At 46.5% G+C, this 26,747-nt stretch carries 33 protein-coding genes and 2 tRNA genes; 18 read left to right on the top strand and 17 right to left on the bottom strand.

Going from position 1 to position 26,747, the window contains the following annotated elements; translation table 11 throughout:
* Positions 1-11: 11 nt before the first annotated feature.
* The 7 genes from THAL_RS05825 (at position 12) to THAL_RS05790 (ending at position 4,716) form a co-directional block, all read left to right on the top strand.
* Entirely contained in the window at positions 12-950 is a 939-nt protein-coding gene (locus tag THAL_RS05825) for a surface-adhesin E family protein (RefSeq protein WP_169301984.1), read from the top strand.
* Between the two features lie 84 nt (positions 951-1,034).
* Positions 1,035-1,406: a DNA-binding protein gene (locus THAL_RS05820; protein WP_012992180.1), complete on the top strand. Its 372-nt coding sequence runs from the start codon at positions 1,035-1,037 to the stop codon at positions 1,404-1,406.
* A gap of 77 nt (positions 1,407-1,483) precedes the next feature.
* Positions 1,484-1,936, top strand: coding sequence for a hypothetical protein (locus THAL_RS05815; protein WP_012992179.1), 453 nt, complete (start codon positions 1,484-1,486; stop codon positions 1,934-1,936).
* Positions 1,933-2,472 (top strand): GTP-binding protein, encoded by a 540-nt coding sequence (locus tag THAL_RS05810; protein WP_012992178.1) that lies wholly within the window; start codon positions 1,933-1,935, stop codon positions 2,470-2,472. The genes THAL_RS05815 and THAL_RS05810 overlap by 4 nt, the downstream gene beginning before the upstream one ends.
* Positions 2,444-3,706 carry a HEAT repeat domain-containing protein gene (locus THAL_RS08475; RefSeq protein WP_012992177.1) on the top strand — a complete coding sequence of 421 codons (1,263 nt, stop codon included), beginning with the start codon at positions 2,444-2,446 and terminating at the stop codon, positions 3,704-3,706. Before THAL_RS05810 ends, THAL_RS08475 begins: the two co-directional genes overlap by 29 nt.
* Positions 3,707-3,728: 22 nt before the next feature.
* Positions 3,729-3,800, top strand: a tRNA-Gly gene (locus THAL_RS05795).
* 16 nt (positions 3,801-3,816) lie between these two features.
* Entirely contained in the window at positions 3,817-4,716 is a 900-nt protein-coding gene (locus THAL_RS05790; protein ID WP_012992176.1) for a radical SAM protein, read from the top strand.
* Here THAL_RS05790 and mnmH read toward each other — a convergent pair.
* Positions 4,659-5,738 carry a tRNA 2-selenouridine(34) synthase MnmH gene (mnmH, locus tag THAL_RS05785; protein WP_012992175.1) on the bottom strand — a complete coding sequence of 360 codons (1,080 nt, stop codon included), beginning with the start codon at positions 5,736-5,738 and terminating at the stop codon, positions 4,659-4,661. The genes THAL_RS05790 and mnmH overlap by 58 nt on opposite strands.
* 22 nt (positions 5,739-5,760) lie before the next feature.
* Here mnmH and THAL_RS05780 point away from each other — a divergent pair, with 22 nt between their 5' ends.
* The 3 genes from THAL_RS05780 to THAL_RS05770 all read left to right on the top strand — a co-directional run bounded on the left by THAL_RS05780 (position 5,761) and on the right by THAL_RS05770 (position 6,582).
* A complete protein-coding gene (locus THAL_RS05780) occupies positions 5,761-6,195 on the top strand; it encodes a Fur family transcriptional regulator (RefSeq protein WP_012992174.1) in 435 nt (144 codons plus the stop codon).
* Positions 6,174-6,491 (top strand): 4a-hydroxytetrahydrobiopterin dehydratase, encoded by a 318-nt coding sequence (locus tag THAL_RS05775; protein ID WP_012992173.1) that lies wholly within the window; start codon positions 6,174-6,176, stop codon positions 6,489-6,491. Before THAL_RS05780 ends, THAL_RS05775 begins: the two co-directional genes overlap by 22 nt.
* Before the next feature lie 13 nt (positions 6,492-6,504).
* Positions 6,505-6,582: transfer RNA gene (locus THAL_RS05770), tRNA-Asp, on the top strand.
* On the opposite strand, the gene THAL_RS05765 is transcribed toward THAL_RS05770, so the two are convergent.
* Genes THAL_RS05765 through flgG form a run of 8 tightly spaced genes read right to left on the bottom strand, consistent with a single transcriptional unit; the run spans position 6,583 to position 11,115 of the window.
* Positions 6,583-6,813 carry a DUF2905 domain-containing protein gene (locus tag THAL_RS05765; protein WP_012992172.1) on the bottom strand — a complete coding sequence of 77 codons (231 nt, stop codon included), beginning with the start codon at positions 6,811-6,813 and terminating at the stop codon, positions 6,583-6,585.
* Complete coding sequence (gene flhB / locus THAL_RS05760) at positions 6,806-7,855, bottom strand: flagellar biosynthesis protein FlhB (protein WP_012992171.1); 1,050 nt, start codon at positions 7,853-7,855, stop codon at positions 6,806-6,808. The genes THAL_RS05765 and flhB overlap by 8 nt, the downstream gene beginning before the upstream one ends.
* 3 nt (positions 7,856-7,858) lie before the next feature.
* Positions 7,859-8,575: a flagellar biosynthetic protein FliR gene (fliR, locus tag THAL_RS05755; protein WP_052293045.1), complete on the bottom strand. Its 717-nt coding sequence runs from the start codon at positions 8,573-8,575 to the stop codon at positions 7,859-7,861.
* 32 nt (positions 8,576-8,607) lie between these two features.
* A complete protein-coding gene (fliQ, locus tag THAL_RS05750; protein WP_012992169.1) occupies positions 8,608-8,865 on the bottom strand; it encodes a flagellar biosynthesis protein FliQ in 258 nt (85 codons plus the stop codon).
* Positions 8,866-8,873: 8 nt separating this feature from the next.
* Positions 8,874-9,584 carry a flagellar type III secretion system pore protein FliP gene (gene fliP / locus THAL_RS05745; RefSeq protein ID WP_012992168.1) on the bottom strand — a complete coding sequence of 237 codons (711 nt, stop codon included), beginning with the start codon at positions 9,582-9,584 and terminating at the stop codon, positions 8,874-8,876.
* The gene (locus THAL_RS05740; protein WP_012992167.1) at positions 9,565-9,840 is read right to left on the bottom strand and encodes a hypothetical protein; all 276 of its coding nucleotides are present in this window, start codon (positions 9,838-9,840) and stop codon (positions 9,565-9,567) included. The genes fliP and THAL_RS05740 overlap by 20 nt, the downstream gene beginning before the upstream one ends.
* Positions 9,837-10,313: a flagellar basal body-associated FliL family protein gene (locus THAL_RS05735; protein ID WP_012992166.1), complete on the bottom strand. Its 477-nt coding sequence runs from the start codon at positions 10,311-10,313 to the stop codon at positions 9,837-9,839. Before THAL_RS05735 ends, THAL_RS05740 begins: the two co-directional genes overlap by 4 nt.
* A 13-nt stretch (positions 10,314-10,326) precedes the next feature.
* A complete protein-coding gene (flgG, locus tag THAL_RS05730; RefSeq protein WP_012992165.1) occupies positions 10,327-11,115 on the bottom strand; it encodes a flagellar basal-body rod protein FlgG in 789 nt (262 codons plus the stop codon).
* Positions 11,116-11,146: 31 nt separating this feature from the next.
* On the opposite strand from flgG, the gene THAL_RS05725 reads away from it, so the two are divergent.
* From THAL_RS05725 to THAL_RS05690, 8 genes are read left to right on the top strand one after another with little or no spacing between them, the layout of a single operon-like run.
* Positions 11,147-12,025: a DUF86 domain-containing protein gene (locus THAL_RS05725; protein WP_012992164.1), complete on the top strand. Its 879-nt coding sequence runs from the start codon at positions 11,147-11,149 to the stop codon at positions 12,023-12,025.
* Positions 12,022-12,381 carry a hypothetical protein gene (locus THAL_RS05720; protein ID WP_012992163.1) on the top strand — a complete coding sequence of 120 codons (360 nt, stop codon included), beginning with the start codon at positions 12,022-12,024 and terminating at the stop codon, positions 12,379-12,381. The genes THAL_RS05725 and THAL_RS05720 overlap by 4 nt, the downstream gene beginning before the upstream one ends.
* An 11-nt stretch (positions 12,382-12,392) precedes the next feature.
* A complete protein-coding gene (gene mnmL, locus THAL_RS05715) occupies positions 12,393-13,337 on the top strand; it encodes a tRNA modification radical SAM protein MnmL/YtqA (RefSeq protein ID WP_012992162.1) in 945 nt (314 codons plus the stop codon).
* Positions 13,334-14,506: a cation diffusion facilitator family transporter gene (locus THAL_RS05710; RefSeq protein WP_012992161.1), complete on the top strand. Its 1,173-nt coding sequence runs from the start codon at positions 13,334-13,336 to the stop codon at positions 14,504-14,506. Before mnmL ends, THAL_RS05710 begins: the two co-directional genes overlap by 4 nt.
* Entirely contained in the window at positions 14,469-15,740 is a 1,272-nt protein-coding gene (locus THAL_RS05705; RefSeq protein ID WP_012992160.1) for a dihydroorotase, read from the top strand. The genes THAL_RS05710 and THAL_RS05705 overlap by 38 nt, the downstream gene beginning before the upstream one ends.
* Positions 15,733-16,584 carry a prephenate dehydrogenase gene (locus tag THAL_RS05700; protein ID WP_012992159.1) on the top strand — a complete coding sequence of 284 codons (852 nt, stop codon included), beginning with the start codon at positions 15,733-15,735 and terminating at the stop codon, positions 16,582-16,584. The genes THAL_RS05705 and THAL_RS05700 overlap by 8 nt, the downstream gene beginning before the upstream one ends.
* Before the next feature lie 18 nt (positions 16,585-16,602).
* Positions 16,603-17,802 (top strand): glycosyltransferase, encoded by a 1,200-nt coding sequence (locus tag THAL_RS05695; protein ID WP_012992158.1) that lies wholly within the window; start codon positions 16,603-16,605, stop codon positions 17,800-17,802.
* Complete coding sequence (locus THAL_RS05690) at positions 17,803-18,456, top strand: DUF554 domain-containing protein (protein WP_012992157.1); 654 nt, start codon at positions 17,803-17,805, stop codon at positions 18,454-18,456.
* Here the strand turns inward: THAL_RS05690 and THAL_RS05685 are convergent.
* The 8 genes from THAL_RS05685 to THAL_RS05650 are packed head-to-tail and all read right to left on the bottom strand — an operon-like array spanning position 18,453 to position 26,650.
* Complete coding sequence (locus THAL_RS05685) at positions 18,453-19,544, bottom strand: type IV pilus twitching motility protein PilT (RefSeq protein WP_012992156.1); 1,092 nt, start codon at positions 19,542-19,544, stop codon at positions 18,453-18,455. The two genes, THAL_RS05690 and THAL_RS05685, sit on opposite strands and share 4 nt — an antisense overlap.
* An 8-nt stretch (positions 19,545-19,552) precedes the next feature.
* Positions 19,553-20,278 carry a pyridoxine 5'-phosphate synthase gene (pdxJ, locus tag THAL_RS05680; RefSeq protein WP_012992155.1) on the bottom strand — a complete coding sequence of 242 codons (726 nt, stop codon included), beginning with the start codon at positions 20,276-20,278 and terminating at the stop codon, positions 19,553-19,555.
* 1 nt (position 20,279) lies between these two features.
* A complete protein-coding gene (moeB, locus tag THAL_RS05675) occupies positions 20,280-21,095 on the bottom strand; it encodes a molybdopterin-synthase adenylyltransferase MoeB (RefSeq protein ID WP_012992154.1) in 816 nt (271 codons plus the stop codon).
* Between the two features lie 8 nt (positions 21,096-21,103).
* Positions 21,104-22,255, bottom strand: a complete 1,152-nt coding sequence (gene sat / locus THAL_RS05670) for a sulfate adenylyltransferase (protein WP_012992153.1) — start codon at positions 22,253-22,255, stop codon at positions 21,104-21,106.
* Positions 22,222-22,980 carry a uroporphyrinogen-III C-methyltransferase gene (cobA, locus tag THAL_RS05665; protein WP_041434230.1) on the bottom strand — a complete coding sequence of 253 codons (759 nt, stop codon included), beginning with the start codon at positions 22,978-22,980 and terminating at the stop codon, positions 22,222-22,224. Before cobA ends, sat begins: the two co-directional genes overlap by 34 nt.
* Positions 22,980-23,729: a sulfite exporter TauE/SafE family protein gene (locus THAL_RS05660; RefSeq protein WP_012992151.1), complete on the bottom strand. Its 750-nt coding sequence runs from the start codon at positions 23,727-23,729 to the stop codon at positions 22,980-22,982. Before THAL_RS05660 ends, cobA begins: the two co-directional genes overlap by 1 nt.
* Positions 23,722-24,015, bottom strand: coding sequence for a hypothetical protein (locus THAL_RS05655; RefSeq protein WP_012992150.1), 294 nt, complete (start codon positions 24,013-24,015; stop codon positions 23,722-23,724). The genes THAL_RS05660 and THAL_RS05655 overlap by 8 nt, the downstream gene beginning before the upstream one ends.
* A complete protein-coding gene (locus THAL_RS05650; protein ID WP_012992149.1) occupies positions 23,996-26,650 on the bottom strand; it encodes a phosphoadenylyl-sulfate reductase in 2,655 nt (884 codons plus the stop codon). Before THAL_RS05650 ends, THAL_RS05655 begins: the two co-directional genes overlap by 20 nt.
* Between the last annotated feature and the right edge of the window lie 97 nt (positions 26,651-26,747).

The following is a 26,747-nucleotide window of genomic DNA, read 5'->3' as shown; positions in this document are numbered from 1 at the left end:
AAGGGGGTAAGATGATGAAGAGGGTGTTTGTTTTAATTAGCTTGGCAATGGCCATCCTAGTAACTGTGGGGAATGTGTTTGCACAAGATGAACCACCCAAACCACCTATACCAGAGCCTTCATTAAGTCCTGACTGGAGCTTGGTAGTTACAGACTTTAATGCAACTCTTTATGTCAACACAAGGAGAATAAATCACTTACGGGAAGGTATTGTTGAAGCATGGACTTTGCTTGTTCCAAAAGGAGAATGGAGGAGGAACTGGGTAAATACTCTTAAGACGTTTCTCCTTCTTCAAGGAAATGATCCGAACAACGCTGAAAAACTCTGGTACATCACTTCTTTAGACAAGATTAATTGTAAAACCCATCAATATACCACAGAGAAATTTTTTGCTTATTCTTTCGGAAAAACAGTTTTATATTCTGCTCCTTCTCAATATAATGCATGGAAAGATATCGTTCCTGGAAGCATAATGGAGGAAGTGGAAAAGCTTGTATGCGAAAAGCACAAAGATGAACCACCCAAACCACCTATACCAGAGCCTTCGTTAGGTCCTGAGTGGAAGTTGGTAGCTACAAACCCTAGTGTAACTCTTTATGTCAACACAAGGAGGATAAATTACTTACCGGAAGGTATTGTTGAAGTATGGGCTTTGTTTGTTCCGAGGGGAGAATGGAGGAAGACCTTGGTAAATCGTCTTAAGAAGAACCTCACTTTTAAAGGAGAGGATCCGAATAACGCTGAAAGGCTTCGGTATGTCGTCGTATTATACAAAATTAATTGTAGAACTCGTCAATATGCTCGTTTGGAAGAGGTTGTTTATTCTTTCGAAAAAACAGTTTTATATTCTTATTCTTCTCAATACGAAAAGTGGGATAAAATCATCCCTGGAAGCTTCGCGGAGCGCATAGAAAAGTATGTGTGCAAAAAGCACAAAGAGAAAAAGTGAATGTTGTACTAAGGGTGTCTAAGATGAGAAAGAAACTGCTTATTTTCTCTTATACTTAGGCTGACTTTCTGGGGAGGTATAGCTATGAGGAAGAGGTTTTATTCAGCAGTTTTTATCTTTCTGAGTTTTGTAAGCTTTTTGTATGCTGAGGATTACATTACACCTGAACAAGCAGGAAACTACGTTGGAGAAGTTAAAACAGTCTGCGGTGTTGTTGCAAGTGCAAAGTATGCTTCTCACAGCAGGGGACAGCCTACATTTCTCAACCTTGACAGGCCTTACCCAAACCATATTTTCACTGTAGTAATCTGGGGTAAGGACAGACGCAAATTCAGCCATCCACCAGAAAGCTACTACAAGGGAAAGAGAATATGTGTGGAAGGGCTTATTGATTCATACAGGGGAGTGCCTCAGATCGTGGTAAGAGATCCTTTGCAGATTGCGGTTAAAAACTAACATAGATAGCACGCTTAAAGCCCCTTAACCAAAATTTAACAATACCTTCTTAAAGTTATACCCAGGAGGTATTGGAGATGGACATGATTTCTTACACCTTTTTAGATGAAGAACTGGAAAGACTTTCTACGATGCTGGAAAACTTCGTCAGGAACGTCGGTGTTGAGTTGTGTGTATTATGTGATGAAGGTGGAAGACTTATAACTTACGCGCCAAAGCTGGAGAACTTAAAACCTATTGCCCATAGGAGTGCTGTTATTTCTGCAGCGGTAAACGGAGCGATAGAATACTTAGAAAACTTTGTTGATAGTGGAAGATCCCTTTATGTGTCAGGGAAGACCAAGAGCGTGTACATGCTTAAATCAGAGCACTCCTTTATTCTGTTCGTTTCTTTCCTCAATAAAACACCCCTTGGTAGTGTGAAGCTTTTCAGCGAAAGACTCATGAGAGAGATCCATCCTATATTAGAAAGCGCACGCAATAGACAGATAACCAACCGTACTATAAGGTTTGAGGACATAGCCATATGAGAGAACTACGTATACTCTATCATGGTCTTGGTATGGCGGGCAAAACTACAAATTTAGAAAGACTCAAAGAAATTTACAAAGACAGGGTTTACGATAGAATCCATCAGCAAACTACCGAAGGAAGGACAGTTTATCTTGACATGCTCATGCTGAAGTTCCACACTAGTGTTCAAAGTTCGGACGTTATCGTTTCTTTATTTACCACCCCTGGGCAAAGGAGGTTTTCTATACTTAGACCTTGGCTTTTTGGATACACATCTTCCGTGGTGTTTGTCTTTGACTCTTCGAGGGACATACAAGAAAACATGGAAAGTTTTTATGAGATAAAGAATACTGTAAGTGTGAATAAAATAGTAGTACAGGCCAACAAAAGAGATGTGCCAAACGCGATTCCGTTGGAAGACATAAAAGAAGCCTTCAAGGGCATACCTGTAATTCCTGCGGTTGCAAAGGACGGTATTGGTGTACTGGAAACTCTAAGGGAAGCTATAAAGATCGCTTTAAGCGATGAGGAAGGAGTTGTCAGAACTTCTTAAAAAGTATAAACCCGCTTTTGGTCCAATACACAGAGAGGCGGTAAATCTAAGCTGGGTAATTGAGATACATAGTTCTTCCCTTCAAACAGGTTTTTATGTGTTTCAGTCCCTGGAACAAACACATTTCTTACCAACGGTTAACGGTGCCCTGTGGGGTAAGATCCCTGAGTACTTTGAAATGCTCAGTTTTTATAAATCCACAAGAAACTTTCTTATACATCACTTTCAACTATCCGTGTCTCCCGAAATACCTTTATGTAAAGAAGAGCCTATATGGATAAACCTAGAGAGCATAAGCTTTAATGTGAAAGAGTTTTTTAGGAAGCTAGAGGAATTTGCTATAACTGGGTTTGTGGAGGTAGAGGACAGAGTACAAAGAGAAAGAGGGTACATATTTCTACAGAACGGGCTGATTGTAGATGCGAGAACTGAGCAACACAAAGGTAGAGAGGCTATTAAACAAATAATCACCAACCTTTCTGAAAACGTATGTTTGATAAGTATCTACCAGTTGGAAGATATAGTACTGAGCTTTCTACTTTCCGATCCTAAGATGGTCTCTACATCGCAGAAATTAGAGGATGTACAGGACTTCTGTCAAGAACTGTCCAAGAGGCACATGGGACATTTAGTACTCTTAGTAAGTGTATCTATGCAGGATTACGGTTATAGGATGTTTATGGATGGCCATGTGATATATCAAAGCGCTTTTGACGAGGAAGCGTGTGTTTTTGAGGTTTACCTAATCAATCAAATAAAGCAGTTTGATATACTAAAGCCTGATGATTACATACAAGAAGGTAGCAAGATAAAAATTTTTAAGTCTAATGAGGAGTCTGACATAATCTACTTCTGTCCGGCTTGTTGGAGCGTTGTCTCAGAAAAGGACAACTTGTGCCCTAACTGTGGATATGACATTACTGATTTCCATAAGATGCCTTACGAGTATAAGCTTCTCATGGGTCTAGAACATCCGGTATTAGAAATGAGGATTAACGTTATACACACGGTTGGCATTAAAAACCTTGCATCTGCTTTACCTCAACTTGAGTATATGGCAAGTAAAGAATCAAACCCCATGCTTTTACTGGCTATAGTGGATGCTCTTGGTAAAATGTCCCATGTAGAAGCTTTGGAGCTTCTCAGGAAACTCTCTTATCATCCCTATCCCATAGTGCGTTCAAGGGCAAGATATATATTAGACAGAAAACTCATAAAAGAAAAGAAACTGTGATATGTTATAAATTATATATTTAGCGGGCGTAGCTCAGTGGTGGAGCGTCTGCTTCCCAAGCAGAAGGTCGCGGGTTCGATTCCCGTCGCCCGCTCTTTAGAGGTTCACACATGGCATATGCATCACCTTCTTACCTTCACCTGACAGACAGTGAGTGGAAGGAGAGAATAGAAAAGGCTATCAGTATGTTGGAAGAATGCAGGGTATGTCCTCATCAGTGCGGTGTAAACAGACTGAAAGGTGAGCTGGGCTACTGTAAGACGGGAAGGTACGCGGTGGTGGACTCCTTTTTCCCTCATCGTGGTGAGGAGAAACCCATAAGAGGAAGGCGTGGTTCTGGAACAGTGTTCTTCTCATACTGTAACATGAAGTGCGTTTACTGCCAAAATTATCCCATAAGCCAGCTGGGAGAGGGTAAAGAGGTCACTCCTCAGGAGCTGGCTGACGCTTTTCTTACCCTTCAGAAGTTGGGCTGTCATAATATCAACCTGGTAACACCCTCTCACGTAGTGCCTCAGATACTGGAAGCTCTGTACTTGGCGGTCAAGAGGGGATTGAGAATTCCGATAGTTTACAACACATCCTCTTACGACAGTGTTGAGTCCCTACAGTTGCTGGAAGGCATTGTGGACATATATTTGGCGGACCTTAAGTACGCTGACGATACAGTGGGCAAGAGATACTCAAAGGTAAAAGATTACTTCAGCGTGGCTTCCAGAGCTGTTGAGGAGATGTACAGACAAGTAGGTGATCTGGTGCTGGACGAGGAAGGTGTGGCGGTGAGGGGTGTGTTGATAAGACATCTGGTTCTACCGAATGACGTGGCGGGCACGCAGAGGGTTATGGAGTTTATAAGAAACCTCTCTCCCAGTATGGCGGTTAACGTCATGTCCCAGTACAGACCCTATTACAAGGCTTACCTGTATCCAGAAATAGCGAGACCTGTTACCGGTTACGAGATGAGAAAAGCACTGGATGCTGCCTCAGGTTTGAGGCTCATCCTGGAGTAAAAATTTGCAACCTGTTGCAGGCAGGATTCTTCATCTTCGCAATCTACTCTTCCCACTATTCTATAGGGATCGATGCGATAGCGTTTGTCATAATGCTCCTTCAGAAGTATCCTCACAAACTCCTCCACGTTATCTTTTTCCAGCAGATCCAGGGCAGTCCTTAACTTCTGTGGACCAAGATGTTTCTCCAATCTAAGAAGAGCATCACGAGCCATCTCCTTCCAGCCCTCGAAACGTGTATACTCCTCTATGATGTTTTTGATCCTCCTTTCCATGGAGGAGAGGAGCTCCAGCTTTGGAGCTTCTTCTTTCTTCCACCAAAGAGCATCCGGTAGATGTAAGTTTCCTATACAGCGACTCTCGTCTTCCACCAATATGACACCTTGTGGCATGCTCCTAAGTTCTTCGTAGATAAGAGCCTCAAACATCTTCTGGGACACCTTCCCCTCCATTCCTATATGTCCAAATACAGATCCTCTGTGCATCGCTAACCCTTCCAGATCTAATACAGGAAATCCTTCCTCCTTGAGTCTTCTCAGGATCTTTGTTTTGCCTACACCCGTTTTTCCAGTAATCACTAAAAACTGCCTGCCGTTAATCAAGCGTGGTAGATCTGAAAGAATGAACTGCCGGTACGCTCTGTAACCGCCCTTAAGTCTCAAGACCCTTATCCCTGCCTGTGCAAGAAACTTACACAGTTCTTGACTCCTCATACCACCTCTCCAGCAGTAAACCACCACGTTTTTATGTTTTTCCGAAAGCTCTTTGAAAGTGTTTACCAGAAGATCTAACTTTCGCACAGCTATGTTGTAACCAACCTCCATGGCCTTTTCCACGCCCTCCGTCCTATAGATAAAACCAATGAGGGCCTTCTCTTGGTCCTCGAAGAGGGGTATATTTATGGCACCAGGAATATGAGAATCTTGGAACTCCTGTGGACTTCTTATATCTACTAGCACTCTGTCTTCCAAAAGGTAAATCTGTGAGGCTTCCAACTCTACGGGCTTGAAAATCATTCTCATATGCTTTATATTATACCCCACTATGGTGACGGATGTGCAGGAGCGCCTTGACGAGTTTGTGAAGGCCTGCAAGAGTATAGGGTTGAAGATCACTCCCCAGAGACTGGCTGTTTACGAGGTGCTCCTGCGAAGGACAGACCACCCTACGGTGGAAGAGGTCTACGAGGAGGTGAGGAAACTGTATCCCTTCGTTTCTTTGGCTACCGTTTACCGTACAGTGGAAACATTAGAGGAGTTAGGTTTTATCAGTAAGGTTCCTTATTGGGGGGGATCTGCACGTTACGATGCCAACACATCCCACCACCACCATCTTATCTGTACCGTGTGTGGTGCCATAGCAGATGTAGACCTTAACATAAACTGGGAACCGCCCGCCTACATGAAAGGTTATCAGGTACATCGTTTTTCCATTAACATCTATGGAGTGTGTCCAAAATGTCAGAACAGCAAGACCTGAAGGTTTACTTACCCCACGAGGTGATAAGTCTTATAAAGGAAAAACTGCCCTCTTGGAGCTACGAGGAAGGTTATCTGGTAAAGGAGATATCCACCAAGAGTTGGAAAGAGACGGTGATGATCTTTAACGCGGTGGCTTACTTAGCGGAAGCTCTATGGCACCATCCGGACGTGGAGCTCTCCTTCCGTCGCGTTAAGATAAAACTCAAAACCCATGAACTTAACGGTATAACTGACAGGGACTTTGAGCTGGCTGGTCATATAGAAGATCTCCTACGCGTAAAAAAGGTGTTATAATATTAAAAAGGTAGGAGCCGTAGTTCAGCCCGGTCAGAACGCCGGCCTGTCAAGCCGGAGGTCGCGGGTTCAAGTCCCGTCGGCTCCGCCATTACTTTCTACTCAAGAAGAAGAAGACTACGTTCAGCAGGAGGGTTATAATCAGGCTCAACAGTATGGAGCTCACTATAGGTATGTAGAGGGTGAGTCCGTCCCGCTTTATGAGGATATCCCCCGGTAGTTTCCCCAGCCCAAAGGGTAGTTTCTCCATAAAGGTGATGAGAAGTCCTATCACCACCAGTAAAACACCCATGAAGATGAAAAGTTTGCCCACATCACCCATGGTATGCCCTCCTCCTTTCCCATAATATGAAAGCGATTATCTCGGCAACCGCTCTGTAGAACCTCGGAGGGATTTCTTCACCCACCTCTGCCCAACGGTACAGAGATCTCGCCAGTTCTTCTTTCCTCACGATAGGCACACCGTATTCTCTGGCCACATTGATAATTCTCTCAGCTATTTGTCCTACACCTTTGGCAAGAACTACCGGTGCTCTGTCACCACCGGATGGGTCATATCTGAGGGCTACAGCCACGTGGGTGGGATTTGTGATAACAACGGTGGCTTTGGGAACTTCCTTTATCATCCTTCCCTTAGCCAGTTGTCTCATGCGTTTACGTATAGCTCCTTTGACCATAGGGTTCCCTTCGTGCTGTTTGTACTCTTCCTTTACCTCCTGTTTGGTCATCCTTATCTTTCTTTCATAGTCCCATCTCCTGTATAAAAGATCTAAGGAAGCCATTATGATGGCCAAGGTGCCCAAGATGATGAAAAGTTTCAGGGTAAGACCCATGACGTCCAGAATACTTATATGTAGCGGAAGAAGCACGCTCTCCATCAATCTATAGATCTCCGTCCTTAAGAAGAGATAAACTGTAAAAAGCAGGATACCTATCTTCAGGGTGTTCTTGAAAAGTTCAAAGAGGGTGGTGAGAGACAACAACCTTTTGATACCCTCAACAGGGTTCAATCTCTCCCACCTGAAACGTAAGGGCTTAAGGGTAAAAACAACACCGAACTGACCTAAGTGAGCTAAGATCACCGTGAGGGTACTTAGCACCATGAGGGACAGTATGTAAGGCGAAACCTTTTCCACAAAAAACCGCAGTAAGGTGGGATGCTCTGTCACGGATAGCGTTGGCGCTGTGTAAAAGATGCTTAGCAAACTGTAGTAAAGCTGGGGTCCCACCAGGTATAGGGACACAGTGATAACCAACAGGCTAAGACTTGCAACAAGGTCCGTACTCTTGGCTACATGTCCCTCTTCCCTTAGCTTCCTCCTTCTGTAAGGTGTAGCTCTCTCTGTCCTGCTTTCCTCAGGCATGCTTCAACCCAGCATCTGAACGAATCTAATTATATTCTCCCTTACGTGATCCGCCACGAGATCTGTGATGAGAGGAAAGACCAGAAAGAGGATAATGTATCCCACCATAAGCTGCAGAGGCAAGCCTACCATGAAGACATTCACCTGAGGTATCAGACGGTTTATCAACGCAAGTCCTAGGTTGACAAGCAGTGTGGATATTACCAGAGGAAGGGCCACGCGAAAACCTAAGGAAAAACTCTCGTGGAAAAGTTTGACCATCTGTTGGGGGTCTAATGACCATAGGGGGAAGCTACCCACAGGTATGGTTTGGAAACTCTTGACGAGGGCCAGAAAGACCACCTCTGGACCACCTATCTGTAGAAATGTGACTGTTGTCAGTAAACTGAGGAATAAAGAGAAAAGAGACATCTGAGCTAACTGAGGTACAAAGAGGGTGGCGTAAGAAAGGCCTATACTGTAGCTGATGATCTCTCCAGCTGTCTGTGCAGCGTCAAACACAAGTCTCAGCACCAAACCCGCTACGAATCCTAGGAGAAATTCTTTCACAACGTACGTAAGAAGGGGTGCCTCTGGAGAAAGGGGTTGTGGGTCCGTGTACATAAAGATGGACAGAGAGAGCGCGGTGCTCAGGAAAACTTTAAAGGTTTGTGGAAGAAACTCTTTACCGAAGAAGGGTACGAGAAAGAGGAAGGCTGTCACTCTAATGTGGTACAACATGAAGGTGATAAGATGATCCGTTTTTAAAAGCTCTAACGGAACCACAGAGGTATGCTGGTGATAATGTCTTTGGTATAATCTATCAGCTTGGACATCATCCATCCACCTAGAAACAGGACTGTTATGTAGGCTGCCAGTATCTTAGGTATATAACTGAGGGTCATTTCCTGTATCTGAGTAGCTGCCTGCAGGAGACTCACCAAAAGCCCCACTAAAAATGTAACCAAAAGCACAGGTGCCGACAGAAGCAGCATGAGCTCAAGAGCCCTCTGTCCTACTGTCAAAACCATATCGGGACTCACTGGTAGCTCCTCACCAATGATAGTATAACCAGTTCCCACCCGTTTGCCAGCACAAAGAGCATGAGTTTGAAAGGCAGGGAGATAATCTGAGGGGGAACCATGAGTACCCCCATGGATATTAGGATGGAAGCAACAACCATGTCTACTATGAGGAAAGGAAGGTAGAGTAGAAAAACTATCTGGAAGGCTACGGAGATCTCACTTACCATAAAGGCAGGTATTAGGACGTGCATGGGAACATCCCTCACCTCCTCCCCTCTCTGTACAGTGGATGCTTTTAGAAATGCCTGCAGTGTTTCCCTTTTGGTGTTACGTAACATAAACTCCTTCATGATGGAGGAGGTCCGTTCTAAGAACTCCACGTCGGTTATCTGTTTGTTCAGCAGAGGCTGTAGAGCTTGTTGATTTATCTTATCCCACGTGGGTTTCATCACAAAGAAGGTAAGAAACATGGCCAAGGACACTATTACCTGATTGGGTGGAACAGTGGGAACACCGATGGCTTGCCTGAGTAATGACAACACAATAACTATTCTCACAAAGGCTGTCGTCATGATAAGTATGGAAGGCGCTAAGGATAGTACTGTCAGTAACAAGAGAATTCTTATGGAGTTATCCCAACTACCGGTGGAAACCTTGAGTTCTATGCCAGGACCTTGCTGTGCGAAAGCGAAGGAGAGGAAGACGCTAAGAAGCAGAAGTATCATCTCTGTAGAGTACCTCCGCATAGTGCTGAGTTACCAGTACCACCAGCAGCTTCCCCCTTATTTCCAGTTCCAAAAGTACAACGTCCTTGGCAAGGTGTAAGACTCTCACTACCTTAACGGTGGAACTCTGCCCTCTTCTTCCCAAACTCAGCCTTTCCAAAAGGGGAACTACGTAAGGCAGTATCAGCAGGATTAGTACCAGTACGATGGCAAGGGCCAGTAGCGACCTTAAAAGAGAGGTGAGCAGGTCACTCATGAGGTCTGTACCACGAACTCGGTAAAGTATATGTTTCTAATGCCACCTTCCACCAACACACTGTTAAGTCTCTTTATGAGCTCCAATCTCAAGGACTCCCTTCCCTCAGGTGTCTTTACAAAGGAGGATGTCTTGCTACTTATTACATCTATAACTGCATCCTTTATGATAGGTAGCCTTTTCTCCACTTCTTGCCTCACCTTTTCATCGGAAAGCTCTACGGTTATGGAGATACGTATGTAAGCGTCCCTGTCTTTATCTGCCAGATTGAGGGTGAAGGTACCCAGTTCCATCATAACACCTACTTGATCCTTAGGCGTCAGGGATTTATCTCTCCTGTCTTTGGAGTAGAGTAAAAGGTAAGCCCCCACCCCAGCTCCCGCTGTCACCAGCAGGATTACGGCGAGGATAAGAAAGAGTTTCCCCTTCTTACCTTTTTTTTCTTGGCCTGCCCCCTTTGCTTCCTCCGCCATGCGCTAAATTATACTATTTCCGAAGATTAGCCACCTGGCCCAGCATATCGTCGGCAGCCATTATACCCTTGCTGTTGAACTCAAAAGCCCTCTGGGCTATGATGAGGTTCACCATTTCTTCCACAATGTTCACGTTGGAGGATTCCAAGTATCCCTGTAGAAGTGTACCGAGTCCCTGGTTGCCAGGATTGTCCACAATAGGTTCTCCGGAAGCGTCTGTCTGTATGAAAAGGTTGTTGCCTATTCTTCTTAAACCTGCTGGGTTCACAAATTTGGCAAGTTCTATCCTTCCTATCTCCTCCACCGTCGTGGCCCCCTGCCTTAGGACACTCACAGTACCATCTGGCCCTATACTCACACTTATAGCATCTGCTGGTACTGTTATTTCTGGATCCAGCGGATACCCATCGGGATTAACTATTCTGCCGTCCGCATCTAACCGAAACTGACCGTTACGGGTATAGGCTATTGTGCCATCTGGAAGCACCACCTTAAAAAAACCGTCACCCTGTATGGCCAAGTCTAACTGGTTGCCCGTTTGGAAGAGATTACCTTGGGTGAATATTCCGTAAGTGTCCGATATGTAGACACCTAGGCCTATTTGAAAGCCAGATGGAGCGCGTGTCGTTGGAGATGTGGGTGCTCCGGGATCTCTCACAGTTTGGTAGAGGAGGTCCTGAAAAGTGGGGCGCATCTTCTTGAAACCTACTGTGTTTACATTAGCCATATTGTGGGAAATTACATCTAGGTTTGTCTGTTGTGCCGACATACCAGACGCCGATGTCCAAAGGGCTCTGAACATTTCTTACCCCTCCACTTATATTATATAGAGAATGGAGAAAAAGGTAAACATCAGTCTCCTCCTTGAGAGTTTCCATCAGTTGGAGAAAGCTTACGCAGATCTGAAAAAGAACCTCTCCGTAAGTGTGGAGGAGTTTCTCAGCAACCCATTACTTCAGGACAAGGTGCGTGTGGACTTTAATCTAGCCTTCGAAAGCTCCATGAGGCCTTGCAGACACCTTTCTGTCCTCTATGGTCTTAAGACCTCTTCCAAAGACTGCCTTGTTAAGTTGGCCGAGTATATAGGTATGCAGAACTTGGAAAACCTTAAAGCCATCACCGATTTTTACTTTCGTTACAGGGACCTGAAAGAACCTGTAGACCCCAAGGAGCTCTACAGTTTTCTAAAAGAGAACCTGGATGTCTTCAAAGAATACGCCAGGTGGGTGGTGGAACACGTTAAAAAAACCACCGGAAACGTGCTGCTCATAGACTTTGATCTCCTTAACGAAAAAGCCAAGTACCTTAAGGATTCCATAAGGAAGATAGAGTTTGTTTTGTCCCAAGGAAGGGTGGAGTTTGCGAAAAGGCCTATGTATTATGACAGAGCTAGGTATTTTTATACAGTAGCTTACGACTCTCTCTTTGAGATATGTAAGCACTTAGCTCCCAAGTGGGGAGTAAAGAAGTTCGGTGATGACTGTCTCATCAAGTTGGTACAGATAGGAGTTATACCCCCGGAGTATGAGGAGAAAATCCAGAAACTTACGCGACTGAGGAACCGCCTTTTGAATACATGGGAGATAAGTCCCGATGAACTATACCAGGAGTTGGCCGATACCAAAGACACTATGGAACCTATCCTCAAACATATATCTTCTGCATTACGCAAACTCTTAGAGGAGAAAAGGACTGTGGGTAAAGAACCATGAAGGTGGTTCTGTGGGACAGAAATCTCATAACCGCCCAGAGAATAAGATCCCTTCTTGCGGAAAGAGGTGTTGAGGTTAAGGTCTTAAGTAGTTACCAAGCTGTTGAGGACTTTCTGAAAGAAGTGGGTGATGCGGCGGTTTTTGTCAATCTGGAGGCTCTTACGCAAGAGGATGCTCTGATAAACATAAAAAGAACCTACCCTCACGTGAAACTGGTGGGTTACTGTGGCCACAAAAACGTAAGTCTTCAGGAGAAGGCAAAGAGCATGGGTGTGGACTTGGTGGTACCCAACAGTGTGATAACGATGCAACCCTACGAGGTTCTCAAAAAGGTTTTACCCGGCATCTGGCTATAAATTATCATCTTATGGTGAGTGTTTCTACGGAAGGACTATATTACTCTCTGAAGGATTATCTGAAGGAGAGGTTCGGTAGAAGGGTTCAGAAGATAACGGTGGCTTTACCTTTCACGTGTCCCAACATTGATGGGACAAAGGCAACGGGAGGCTGCACTTACTGCTTCGCCGGTACTCGCCCTGCTCATCTGTCTCCTTCTGTTCCTCTGAAAGAACAGATAGAGGAAGGGATAAAACGTGCCAGAGAGAGGTATGGTAAAAACCTTTACTTTTTCATATACTACCAGTCTTACTCCAACACTTACGGAGATAAAGAATACCTGAAGAAGGTTTATGATACAGCCCTTGAGTTTGATGAGGTGGTGGGTATAGATGTAGGCACCAGACCTGACTGTGCACCCGAGTGGGTCTTGGATCTTCTGGAAAGCTATACCGAGAAGGGTCTTGAGGTATGGGTAGAGTACGGTCTGCAGTCGGCCAACTTCTCTACCCTTAAGTTCATCAACAGGGCTCACGGAGTCTCTGACTTTGTGGACGCTGTGCTCAGAACCAAGAAAAGGAACCTAAAGGTGTGCGCTCATGTTATACTAGGGCTTCCCCACGAGGACAGGGAAGATATGATAGAGACCGCTAAGCTGGTGGCCAGTTTACCCATAGACGGCATTAAAATACATCCCCTCCATGTGATAAAGGGTACCAAGATGGCAGAGCAGTATATGAGGGGAGAGTTCCGTGTTCTAAGCTTGGAAGAGTACGCTTCTGTTGCTGCAGATGTTATAGAGTTGTTGCCTCCTAACATGGTGATTCACAGGGTGACGGGAGAAGTAGAGGAGGATAGGCTGATAGCTCCTGATTACTGTACTTACAGGAAGAAGACCGAGGTTATATCGGCCATACTGCAAGAACTAAAGAGACGAGGTAGTTATCAGGGTTGCAAAACACCCTTCAACAGATGAGAAAGGAACACTGGGCACTGATCTCGCTGGTGGTTAACCTACTCCAGGCTTTGGTGAAACTGGTGGTAGGTGTTTGGACAGGTAGTCTGTCTCTTATTGGTGAGGCTGTTCATTCCGCCGCCGACTCTATGGCATCTGTCATAGCCTATATCACTGTCAAGTTCTCAGAGCATAAAAGTGAACGTTTTCCTTACGGTCTTTACAGACTTGAGAACTTAGGTTCCATAGCTATAGCCTTTTTTCTCCTATTGGCCTCTTACGAAATAATGGGTAGAGCTATAAGCGGTTCTGTGAAGGTGAAGGAAGATACGGCACTGGCTGGTCTCAGTGTTGCTCTGCTTTCCATGGTATCCTCCCTCACTCTGTCTCTCCTTGAGAGAAGGGCCGCAAAGAAGCTTAACTCACCTACCTTGATGGCTGACTCTTACCACACTCTCACCGACTTCTTTGGTTCTTCGTTGGTTTTCTTAAGTTTTTTGGGGCTGATGTTGGGATTTCAGTGGGACAGATACTTCGCTGGGGGTGTTGCCCTCCTCATAGCCTACACAGGACTTTCTATTCTCAAAAAGGAGGTATCTATACTCTTGGACGTATCCGCCGATGAAGAAACTTTGGAGAGAATAAGGTCCGTTATCAACTCCTTTCCTCAGGTAAAAGAGATAAAACATCTCTTTGTGAGGGCCTCAGGAGGAAGGTTGTTCATGGACCTTACCATAAAGGTGGAAGGTAAGGACTTTTACGAGATACACCATCTTATAGACACCATAGAGGAGAAACTAAGGAAAGCAATACCCCAGTTGGAGATGGCCTTTATACACTACGAACCGGCTACAGATACACCCAAAGTGGCGGTGTTGATGAACGGACAGAAACAGGTGGCCCCCAGTTTTAGAGAAGCTCGCTACCTGCTTCTTTTTTCCAAAGACAGTAAGGAACTTCTCCCATTACCCCAGAAGGAGGAGGATATAGCCCGGCTGGTGGTGGATAGGAACATATCCATACTAATAAGCGGCCATCATCCGGAGGATCCACATGCTAAGACCATACTGGGATCCAAAGGTGTGTTTGTTTGGGAAACCTGTGAGAAGAACCCTTACAGAGCTGTGTCAGAAGTTGTGTATAATTTAGGCAATGTCCAGAATCCTATTAAAGAAGGGCAGGGTTGTTGATCCTTCTCAAGGGTTGGACGAAACCTTGGATGTGCTCATAGACAAAGGAAAGATAAAGGCGTTAGGTAAGGATCTTTTTGAAACAGAGTGTCTTGTACTCCATGTGGAAGGTTGCGTGGTGGCACCTGCCTTCGTGGACATACACGTCCATATGAGGGATCCAGGACAAACTTACAAGGAGGATATAGAAACGGCCTGCAGATCGGCGGTGGCAGGTGGGTTCACCACTTTGGTATGTATGCCCAACACAGAACCTCCCATAGACAACCCTCATGTTGCTCGTTACGTGATACAGAAAGGTGAGAAGATAGGTCTGTGTAACGTATTACCAGCAGGCGCCATCACCAAAGGAAGAAAGGGGAAAGAGCTTACAGATTTTTATGCCCTCAAGATGGCGGGATGTGTGGCTCTTACCGACGATGGTAGTCCCTTAACTGACTCCCTCCTCATGAAGAGAGCTCTGCAGTTGGCAAAACAGCTCGGTCTTCTTGTTATGAACCACTGTGAGGATGACAAACTGGCATACGGTTCCATCAACGAAGGGAGTATAAGCGATCTTTTGGGTCTTTCGGTGAGACCTGTGGAGGCGGAGGATATTCTGGTGGCCCGTGACTGTATCCTCTCCTATAGAACCGGTTGTCCCGTACACATTCAACACGTGAGCAGTGCTCTCAGCGTGGAGATAATAAGGTTCTTTAAGAAACTGGGTGCACCCGTGTCCTGCGAAGTAAATCCCTACCATCTTCTTTTTACGGAAAAAGAGATCCTCTCTTCAGGTGCAGACGCTAAAGTGAACCCACCCCTTAGGAGAGAGGAAGATCGCGCAGCGTTGTTGGAAGCGGTGGCAGATGGTACCATAGACTGTATAGCAACAGATCACGCTCCTCACCACACCTCCGAAAAAGAACTGGTGAGTTTCGCATTACCAGGAATGATAGGACTTCAGACAGCATTACCCATAGCCTTATCTTTGGTGAGGGAAGGGCACATAACTATGCAGAGGATGGTGGAACTTATGTCTTGCAACCCGGCACGACTGTTGGGTATAGAAGGTGGAAGCTTGAGACCTGGCTCGGAGGCCAACGTGGTGGTCTTTGATCCAGAAAGGGAGTGGACCCTTGATCAACATACCAACCTCTCCAGATCCAAGAACACCCCCCTTTGGGGAAAAAAGCTGAAGGGTAAGGTTCTTTACACCATATACAGAGGTAAGGTGGTTTACAGTGATGTTTGAGCGCGTAGCCATAATAGGTTTTGGTTTCATGGGCGGTTCTCTGGCCATGGCCATCAGAGATGTGTACTCTTGCCGTATTATGGGTATAGACAGAAGCCACCAAGCCCTGCAAACTGCCAAAAAAATGGGACTTTTGGAAGAAGGAAGCACCCAGATAGAGGATATAGCATCCTTTGATCCTCAGCTAGTGGTTCTGGCCACGCCTGTAAGAGCTTATTACGAGATAGCCCCCAGACTTGTTCATGTAGTGTCTCCTCAGTGTGTAATTACCGATATAGGAAGTGTGAAGGGAAGGTTGGTCTTCTTCTTGGAGGATGTTTTAGGTCCACGTTTTGTAGGTGGACATCCCATAGCAGGTACAGAAAAATCCGGTGTGGAGAACAGTGTGAGGGGTCTTTTTAAAGATAAAAAGGTGGTGATAACACCTACACCTAACACCTCTCAGGAGAGTCTCCGTTGGGTGGAACAGTTGTGGAAAGGGATAGGGTCCCATGTGGAGTTTATGGATCCTTATCTTCACGATCTTATCTTCGGTGCGGTTTCCCATCTTCCTCATGCTGTAGCCTTTGCTCTCGTAAAGGCTGTTCTGCGGATGAGTCAAGAAGAAAAGGTGGACATGCTTCTGTACGCCGGCGCAGGTTTTAAGGATTTTACGCGTATCGCTGCCTCTGACCCCACCATGTGGAGAGACATATTTACCGAAAACAAAGAGTACCTACTGAAAGCCCTCACTGTTTTTAAAGACTCCTTGGAGGATCTACGTAAGATGATAGAGGAGGAAAAGTGGGAGGATCTATTCCTATACCTCCAAGAGGCCAGGGAAGGTAGGTTGAGACTTTACTGATTGTGTTATGATTTGAGTATGCGTATAGTTTTTGCATCACCGGACAGAGAAACATGGGTGGGAAGACACATAGTTAGTTTGGTGCGTTCCTTGAGGGAGAGTGGTGCTGAGCTTTTGGAGATTCACCTTCAGGACGGTGACCTATCAGAGAAGGTACAGCAGATACAGGAGTTCTCACCTCATTTCTACGTGGATATAAACGGTACAGGTTCCATAGTGGGTCTTCAGGATGACAAAAAAGTTCCCCTCTGTGATCTTTTGGGGTTTGTTCACGTTTCCTTTTTCCTGGATGAGCCCCTCGTTTACTTCCCTCCTTTACTGGATCTTAAAAACGCCAACAACTTCCTACCTATAGTGACGGATCTTAAGTACGCGGACACTCTTCGCTTCTTGGGAGTGGAGAGGTTCCCCACCTACATGACACCTTTCGTGGACAGCTCTTCCTTTCCGCCTCCGAAGGAAGACAGAGACATAGATCTCCTTTTCTTAGGACCGGTGATAGATCCCTCTCTCATAGCGTCTGAGATTTCCCAGAGCTATCCGGAGGAGTTCCTTCCCATCTTTTATGAGGTGGGAGAGTTCCTCTTCAGAAATCCAGAAGCCCATATACTTTTTGCCCATGACTACATCCTCTCCATGTTTACCCCAGAGCTTCAAGAAAAATACACCCTTTGGAGATCTGAGAAACCTGAAGAGGCACTGAGATTCCTAAATCAAATACTGGTGTACGCTACCCAGAGGAAGAGATGGTACATCCTGAGCTTCTTAGAGGGTGTGGATCTAAAGGTGGTGGGCCTGGTAGAGGGAGAGCTCCCCGAAGGACACACCCAGATAGAGACCACGTCGTGGGATGTTTTCTTGGATGTTCTTGGAAGGTCCCGTATGGCCATAGCGGTTTTTCCTCACAGCGTACCCACCGGTATAGGTTTCACACCCCTTGAAATAGGCATGATGGGATGTGCGCCCGTGTTGGATTACAGATCCACACTACCCGGTTTCTTGGTACCCGGTGAGGAGGTCATAACTTACTACCCCATGGACAGGGCAGACATAGAGGAGAAGGTCCTTTATTACCTTGATCATCCGGAAGAGGCGGAAGAGATTGGTCAGAGGGCCAGGAAAAAAGTTTTGGAGGCCTTCGGCATGGAGAGAAGAGCCGAGTTTTTAAGGGACATGTTCTCTAGCATACTGGAGCAAGCTCAAAACCAGTCTCGCTGAATGTTTCCGGGTTTTGGGACTCTTCTGAACGCATCCCTCGTATTGGTGGGTTCTTCCTTAGGGCTTATCTTCTCCCGTTACGTTCCGGAAAGGATCAGGGAGTCGGTCTTTATGGGTATAGGTATCTTCACCATCCTGATAGGTATAAGGTTCGTAACAGAGAACAAGCCGGACCTTCTCAAAGTCTTTGCATCCCTCATCGTAGGCTCCCTCTTAGGACACATCTTACATCTTGAGGAACACCTCAGTAAGCTCACAGGAGAGGACAAAAGCCTACTGAGGGCCTTCATTTCCTCTTCCCTCCTCTTCACGGTAGGTCCGATGACTTTGACGGGGTGCATACTGGAAGCTACAAGAGGTGATAGCTCCCTTCTCATTACCAAATCCCTCATGGATGGCTTTTCCTCCATCCTCTTAGCCACCTCTATGGGAAGAGGTGTGGCCCTCTCTTCTGGATTTATACTCCTCTTTCAAGGTGGTGTCACCGCGCTAGCTTACTTTTTGGGACACATCCTGCAGCCGCAGAGTATAGCCAACACCCTCTGCGTAGGTGGTGTTCTCATGGTGGTGGTAGGACTGAGGATGTTGGAGGTTCCACTTAGAGTCAGTACCGTTAACCTGCTTCCCTCCTTGATACTTTCCCTTTTCCTTTAGAAGTATCCTCCGGAAGATACCCCCTTCAGCTTTATCTCTAAGTCGGCCGGCTTTGTAGCATATGCAAGAGCTGTCTTAACATCTATCAATCCTTGACGAACCAGTTGTTCAAGGTGTTGATCAAAGGTCTGGGTACCGTAAACACTCCTGCCCTTTTCCAGAAGCGTGGGTATCTCATCCAGTTTGTCGGGATTTTGTATGCACTCTTTTATGGAAGGCGTGTTTATAAGTACCTCCACTGCAGGTACCACCCCTGTTCCGTCTGCCTTCGGAAGAAGTCGCTGAGAGAAAACCGCCACCAAAGTCTCTGACAGGAGTAATCTTACTTGTTGTCTTGACTCTAAAGGGAACATACTTATGAGCCTATTTATGGTCTCCTTCGCATCTAGGGTGTGAAGTGTGGAGAGAACCAAATGGCCTGTTTCTGCTGCCTGTAGGGCTGTTATGGCGGTTTCTGAGTCTCTTATCTCTCCCACCATGATGACATCAGGGTCTTCACGGAGAGCAGCCCTCAACCCTGTGGCAAAGGAGGAGGTGTCAATACTCACCTCCCTCTGTACTATGTAAGCTTTGCCATCCCTGAAGAGATACTCTATGGGATCCTCTATAGTCACTATCACACAGTCTCTCGTTTGGTTTATTATCTCTATGAGAGACGCCAGTGTGGTGGACTTACCTGAACCTGTGGGACCTGTAACCAAAATAAGTCCCTTTGTGTTCTCCAGAATAACCTTCTTCATAACCTGCGGCAGGTTCAGACTTTCGAAAGCCGGCACTTGAAAGGGCACGGTTCTAAAGGCCATACCTACACTACCCCGCTGCCTAAAGATATTGACCCTAAAACGAGCAACTCCTGGTATGGAGTAAGAGGTGTCCGTTTCTCCCATTCTCTCAAACTCTTCCAGTTTTTTCCTGTTTTTGGCCAAAATCTCCGACAGGAGATCTAACATAACCTTATCGTCCAAAGGAGGAAGAGTATCCAGCCTAACGAGCCTCTTCTTTATGCGGAACACAGGTGGACTTCCCACCTTTAGGTGAATATCGGAGGCACCCACTTGCACAGCCTTTTCCAATAGCTGCTTCAGCATACTAAATATTATCTCATTTTTTCCATAAACTCTTTTATAGCTTTCTCCAAACCGAAGAGTACGGCGTTGGATACTATAGAGTGGCCCACGTTTAGCTCCTCCACCACATCCTTAAGGTAGGCCACCAGCTGTGTTACGTTCTGATAGGTAAGACCGTGGCCAGCGTATACTCTGAGACCCAGACTCTTTGCCAACATTCCCGCCTCCCGTAGTCTTTTTAGTTCTTCCTGAGCTTCAGCAAACCTGTGTTGGTTCCACAGTTCCGCGTACCTTCCTGTATGAAGCTCCACCGCATCCGCACCCACTCGGTGAGATGCCCTTATCTGCTCTTCCTGAGGTTCTACAAAAAGGGATATCTCTATGCCCGCCTCCTTCAGCTCTTTTAGGTAATCCCTTAAGAAACTCTCTAACTTTACTACGTCCAGTCCACCTTCGGTGGTGATCTCCTGTCTCCTTTCGGGAACAAGAGTGCATCTGTCCGGTCTCACCCTTAGGGCTATCATCTTCATCTCCTCGGTGGGAGCCATCTCCAGATTCACAGGTAGTATCACCAACTTCTTTATCAACTCCAGATCTTCGTCTTGGATGTGTCTTCTGTCTTCCCTCAGGTGGAGGGTTATCTGGTGCGCACCCGCTTGTTGAGCTATGAGGGCAGCCAACACGGGACTAGGTTCAAAGGTTCTCCTGGCCTGTCGCAGTGTGGCCACGTGATCTATATTGACCCCTAGTCTCATCTCAGAAATGAGCGTCGCACGTCTGTTGGTACTCTATAAGTTCCTTTATAGTGGCCTTCTCACTGCAAAGAGGACAGGAAGGATCCTTCCTGAGCTTCACCTTCCTAAAATCCATAGAAAGGGCGTCCATTATGAGAAGCTTACCTACGAGGGGTTCACCTATACCTAAGAGCAGTTTTATAGCCTCCGTTGCCTGTATGCACCCCATTATCCCACCTATGGAACCCAGTATACCTGCTTCCTGACAGGAGGGCACAAGGCCTGGAGGTGGCGGCTCTGGGTACAGACACCTGTAACAGGGGGAGTTTTCCCTATCGCGGAAATCAAACACCGTTATCTGTCCTTCAAACCTCAGCATAGCCGCCGACACAAGGGGTTTACCCATGAAGTAACAAGCGTCGTTTATCAGAAACCGAGTGGGAAAGTTGTCTGTCCCATCCAGTACCACGTCATAATCCTTTATTATCTCCATAATGTTGTTTTTGTTGATCATGGTGTTGTAGGTAATGACCTTCACGTCCGGATTGAGGGCCTCCACCGTCCTTTTGGCAGACTCCACCTTGGGTATACCTACCCTGTCGGTGGTGTGAAGTATCTGCCTCTGCAGGTTGGAAAAATCCACCACGTCAAAGTCCACTATGCCTATAGTGCCCACACCGGCGGCGGCCAAGTAGAATATGGCGGGAGATCCTAGACCACCTGCCCCTATAACCAGTACCTTGGAGGAGAGGAGCTTCTCTTGACCCTTTCCTCCTACCTCAGGTAGTATTATGTGACGTGCGTAACGCTTTATCTGTTCTTCCGTGAGCCTGAACATGCTATTAATTATAAGCTCGTTCCCTGGTAGGAGTAATGTCTAAGAAGAAAACGCGCTATGTCGGGTCTTATCATCTCTTCCGGAGGTAGTTCTCCTTCCGCCAACATCTTCCTTATTTTGGTCATGCTAACGTAGATCCTCTCTTCCTCACTGTGACCACAACTTTTGGAAGAAGCCATACCCTCACATTTCCTACAGTAGAACACATCTGACACCTTGATCACCTCTATACCTATGGAGGAAGGAAGCCGGTCAAAGATACGGTGAGCGTCGTAGGGCCCGTAAAAATTACCTACTCCAGCATGATCCCTTCCTACCACAAAGTGGGTACACCCAAAGTTTTTTCTCACAATGGCGTGAAACACCGCCTCCCTTGGACCTGCGTATCTCATGGCTGTAGCCAACCCTGCCAGCAGCACCCTATCTACGGGATAGTAAGTGTTTATAAGAAGTTGGTAAGCTTTAATAACAGTAAGGGAATCAAAATCGTCAGACTTCTTCCAACCGAGTACCGGGTTTATGAACAGACCGTCTGCTATCTCCAAGCCTAGCCTTTGCAAATACTCATGCCCCCTGTGTGGTGCATTTCTTGTTTGGAACCCCACCACTGTTTTCCATCCTCTGTACTGGAAGATCTTCCTGGTTTCTGCAGGTTCCAACAACCACACGGAGTAGGGATTCTCCATTTTTTCCACCAGCCATATCTCTCCTCCTACTGCCCATTCACCTCTGGAGAGGAATTTGTTCACACCAGGATGCTCTGTGCTGTCGGTTCCCCACACAGCCTTCGCTATAGTCAAAAGATCCAGAGTATATATATCCTTCACCTCCAGTATGGCTCTGACCTTACCACGAAAGGTGAGCGCCACCCTGTCCCCTTTCTGAAACTGAGGTCTTTGAGGAAGTTGAAGAAGTATGGGTATGGTCCACACGAGACCATCCGGTAACGTCATGTTGTGGGCCACACTTTCCAGTTCCTCCTTTGTCATAAAACCCTTTAAAGGGGAGAAAACACCGGTGGCTATGTTTTCCACGTCGAGGGCTGTGTCCATGTCCATCTCCAGTCTCGGAAAGCGGGAAGCCTCTTCTAGCACACGCTCCCTTTCTCTTTCCGGAATAACTCTGTTCACCAGATGACCACCGTAGGGTTCTGCCGCCATCTCTCTACCTCCTTTCCCAGTGTGTTTATTAGATCCACCACTTTACCCACCACCAGCAACGCAGGAGGTTCCACAGGTGGTGGATCACTGGCCAACCTACCTAAACTGGTCACCACAACCCTCTGCCTGGATGTGCATCCCCTCTCCACAAAGGCCACGGGCTCTTCAGCATCCCTCCCCAACTCCAACAGCTTCCTACCTATCTCCTGCCTCTTACCCACACCCATCACCACCACCAGAGTGTCCACGTATTTGCTCAGCTCCCACCTCACACCGTAACAACCTTCCCCCTCGTGCCCAGTCACCACTCCAAAGGAGGAAGAAACACCCCTCATGGTGAGGGGTATCCCTACGTACGTAGGTACACCAGTCACCGAACTGACACCAGGAACCACCTCAAACTCAACACCCTTTTGAGCAAGATAGAGCGCTTCCTCCGCACCCCTTCCAAACACGAAAGGATCCCCTCCCTTCAGTCTCACCACCCTTCTGTAAACTTTAGAAAGTTCCACCAACATCCTGTTGATACTGTCCTGTGGTGTGTGTTTACCCTCTTCCTTCCCTACGTAGATAATCTCACAGTCGGGTCTCGCCAACTGGAGTATGTCCTCACTGACCAATCTGTCGTAGAGGATAACATCCGCTTCCTTTATTATCCTCACAGCCTTTAAGGTAAGAAGTTCCACATCTCCAGGTCCTGCTCCCACTATGTAGACTTTACCCATCATCTCAAACCCCTCTGTATGAGGTTCACGGCAACTATGAGAAGTAGTAGTGATATGATTACCCTTAGAGGCTTGGGGTTTACGGTCCTTGCTAAATGAGTTCCAAGAAACACTCCAGCAAGACCACCTAAGGACATGGGAAGAAAAACTCCCAAATCTGTATGACCTTGTAAAAAGTGAGAGGTACCACCCACAAAAGAACAAGCCAGACCAAAGGCTATATCCACACCAACCGCTCTTGCAGGGCTCAGGTTTGTAAAGTACAAGAGCAGTACCATACCCAAGGCTCCAGCACCGGCAGACGTGAAACCAACTTCAAGGCCTATTAGGAAGCAGGCAACAGGCAGAAGATATCTATATCTAGTTAAGTCCAAGCGCTTACCTTTCCAAATCATAAGGAGATTTAGAAGGATGGAGAAGATCACCGTTATACCTATCACCAGAAGGAGGATCTTCTTTAATCTTGAGGGGTCATGGAACAGTGTGAGAAGAAGAGAACCCAAGAGTGTACCAGGAACTCCTCCCACAAGCATAAGGAGAAGGGTTTTATAATCCAAATTTTTGTAGACGGCATGAGCAAGCACTGCCGGGAACTTCACCACTGTTGAGAAGGCCAAAGCAGAACCAACAGCTTTTGCAGGATCTAAGCCAAGCAAGATGAGAAGAGGTGCAGTAAGAGTACCAGCACCCACACCTGTCAATCCTATGGCAAAAGCTATGAAGAATCCAAAGATAGCAAACTCAAACATGGTAGCCACCTCCTGGCTTAACGGGTAATGAGAAGTTTAGTTGGGTGGCCAGTTGACTTACCTCCTCTATCAGTTTTTTCATACCCTCCGAGTGTACCTTAGAGCTTTCCTCCTTTGGAAGGGATAGAAAGTAGGGATACTCTTCTATTACTGCAACCCACAGGTAGTTTTCAAATTCCTTAAACATGGCTTGCTTTCCATTAAACTTCCCCTCCTTCCAACCCCTCAATGTGAGTTCTTTTATTAAGCCTTCCACACTCACTTTCTCAAGAACCCTTATAGCCATGCTTGTCCTCCCTTATCAGTTTGTCGGCTATCTTCTCAAAGCCTCCGGTCTCTATACTGCAGTGCATACCACACTCTTTTGGAGCGTCCTTTTCCCACCACCATCTACCAGCTCTCGGATCTTCAAAGGGGGCTACTGGTCTCGTGCACGGCTCACAACCTATGCTTCTGTAACCTCTAGAATAGAGCTGGTTGTAGGGTACAGAGTTTTCTCTGATGTACTGCCATACCTCCCTCTCTGTCCAATCGGCTAATGGGTTGACCTTTACGATCTGGCCATGGTCATGGTCAACTTCTAGCTTCATGATGTTATGCCTACTGGCCCATTGCTCTCTTCTGAGACCTGTAACCCATCCGTCCACCTGAGACAGAGCCCTCAGCAGGGGTTTTACCTTTCTTACATAACAGCACAGGTGTCTTAGCTCTACGGAGCGATAGAAGAGATTAACGCCGTGTTCTTTCACCATTTTCTCCACATCGGACGGTTCTGGAAAGTAGACCTCAATCCTTACACCATATCTTTCGTATACTTCCTCCATCAACCGGTAGGTTTCTTCGTGTAATCTACCTGTATCCACGGTGAACACACGTACTGCCGGATTTATTCTCCACGCCATATCCAACAAGACCATATCCTCCACCTGTCCACTCCATGCTATGTAAAGTCTGGGATGGAGATTTTCTATGGCCCAGCGCAGTACATCATGGGCTGTTTTGTCCTCAAACTCTATGGCCAGTTCGTGAACTTCAGTTTCATCAAGCGGCGGTGCGCCACCAGCTAAAGCAGGGTACAGCATGATCTCATCCCCTTCCCTAACGGTAGTGTTCAGACCGTCAGGTAAGAAGGCGATGTCTTCATCGTTCAGAAACACTTTCACAAAGGGTTTGAGTTTACCGTTCTCATCCAGAAGTCTTCCCCTGAAACCTTCCAGTTCTGTCTCTAGGTGGCGCAAGATCTCCCTTAAGGTACCAGGAGGCAGCTCTATCTCAGATAAGCCACCGGAAAAACGCGTGAGGGGACCAAATATCCTGACCCTAACTTTCCCCTCGTCCTGCCGTGCTTTATTTTCTCCCTTCATGATCTCTATAAGCTCCTCGTCGGTGTAACTGTTGATAAACTCGTGGAAAGAGGAAAGTCCCGATCTCTTATAGGCCGCTACAAGGTTCTTTATAAACACCTTCAGGTCCACAAAAGGAACCTTTTTAAGTACTATCTTGCCTATGCTCGCTTCTTTACCGTAACCTCCCCTCAGTACCAAGTTGTAGGTGGTTTCCACAGAACCGTCCGGTTGCCTCAGATGAGTGGCCTGAAGTCCTATGTCATTCAACCAGTGATGGGCACACGCGTGGGGACAACCATCTACGCCTATTGTCAGGCCTTCCAACTTACCTAGCTCTCCTTCCAGATACTGAAGAAGTTCTATTAGCGCTTCCTTTGCAGCTCCCACCGAGTAGTTGCAGAAAGGATCACTGGTACATGCCACAGAAACACTCCTGGTTTCACCAGAATCCATGTCGAAGCCTATCTCCTTCAGTTTTTCCAGGACGGTCCCTAAGTGATTTTCCGCTACGTTAAGTAAAAGAAGATTCTGTCTCTGGGTTATTCTAACGGAAAGGTCCAATCTCTCCGTCAGTTCTGCTAGCCTAAGTAACTGGTCCCCCCTCACCCTCCCCGCCAGCACAGGAACACCCACGTAGTAAAAACCTTCTTCCTTCTGTTTTCTGATACCTGTATGAAAGAAACGGGCTACGGGCCTGGGCTCCTCCGTCAGGGGCTCTGGTACAAAGGATAGTCTTTTGAGGAGTTCCTCTTTAAACCTTTCGACACCAAGCCTGTCCACAAAATACTTTATCCGTGCTTTCACAAAAGATTTCCTGTTCTCAGGATCCTGACTCCACATACTGACAACCGCTTCGGCCACCTCACCTACCTTATCTGGTGGGATAAAAATTCCCAGTTTTCTGGCTATTCTAGGTGTGGAGGATAGTCCTCCACCAACCCATACAGCAAAGCCAAATTCCCTATCCTTTACAGTTCCTACAAAAGCAAGATCGTGCATCTCTGGCATGCTGCAATGGTAAGGACACGCCGTTACTGTTATTTTGAACTTCCTGGGAAGGTTAAAGTGTTCTCTACGGGAAGGATCATGGAAGATACTCTCCAATGTGTGTAGAATAGGTCTCACGTCTTCTAACTCCTCCCTCTGATGTCCGGCCACTGGGCAACACGTTATGTTGCGAACAGTATCTCCACAGGCTCCCACGGGGAAAAGACCCACTTCCTTTAATGTCTCCAGCACCTCAGGTAGATGTTCGAGACGTATGTAATGGAGCTGAAGATCTTGTCTCATGGTAAGTTCAGCGTAGTTGTTAAAGCTAGTGGCAAGTTCTCCCAAAACCCTCAACTGGGAAGGCGTGAGAATCCCTCCAGGTATTCTAACTCTCAGCAGAAAGTAGCCTACACGAGGTTTGTCATGATAAAGCCCGTACCACTGAAGTCTGACAAGATCCTCTTCGGGTACACCTTCGTACCCCTTCTCTATCATTCTGGGAAGCTCCTCTAGGATGTCCAGAGGATGTTTCTCCATTTTCAAAGCCTCCCTAGGGTTCTTCTCCAGTACTTCCCTACTTACCATAACCGTCCACCTCCACAACTATTACATGCAAGGTACATGCCACATAAAAGAAGTGAGGAAAGTGGCGCAGTTTCATACTTTAGCCTAACAACCTTTT

The sequence above is a fragment of the Thermocrinis albus DSM 14484 genome (assembly GCF_000025605.1).
Lineage (GTDB): Bacteria > Aquificota > Aquificia > Aquificales > Aquificaceae > Thermocrinis > Thermocrinis albus.
Note: the sequence above shows the minus strand (reverse complement) of the source record. Positions and strands in the feature narration are given on the sequence as shown.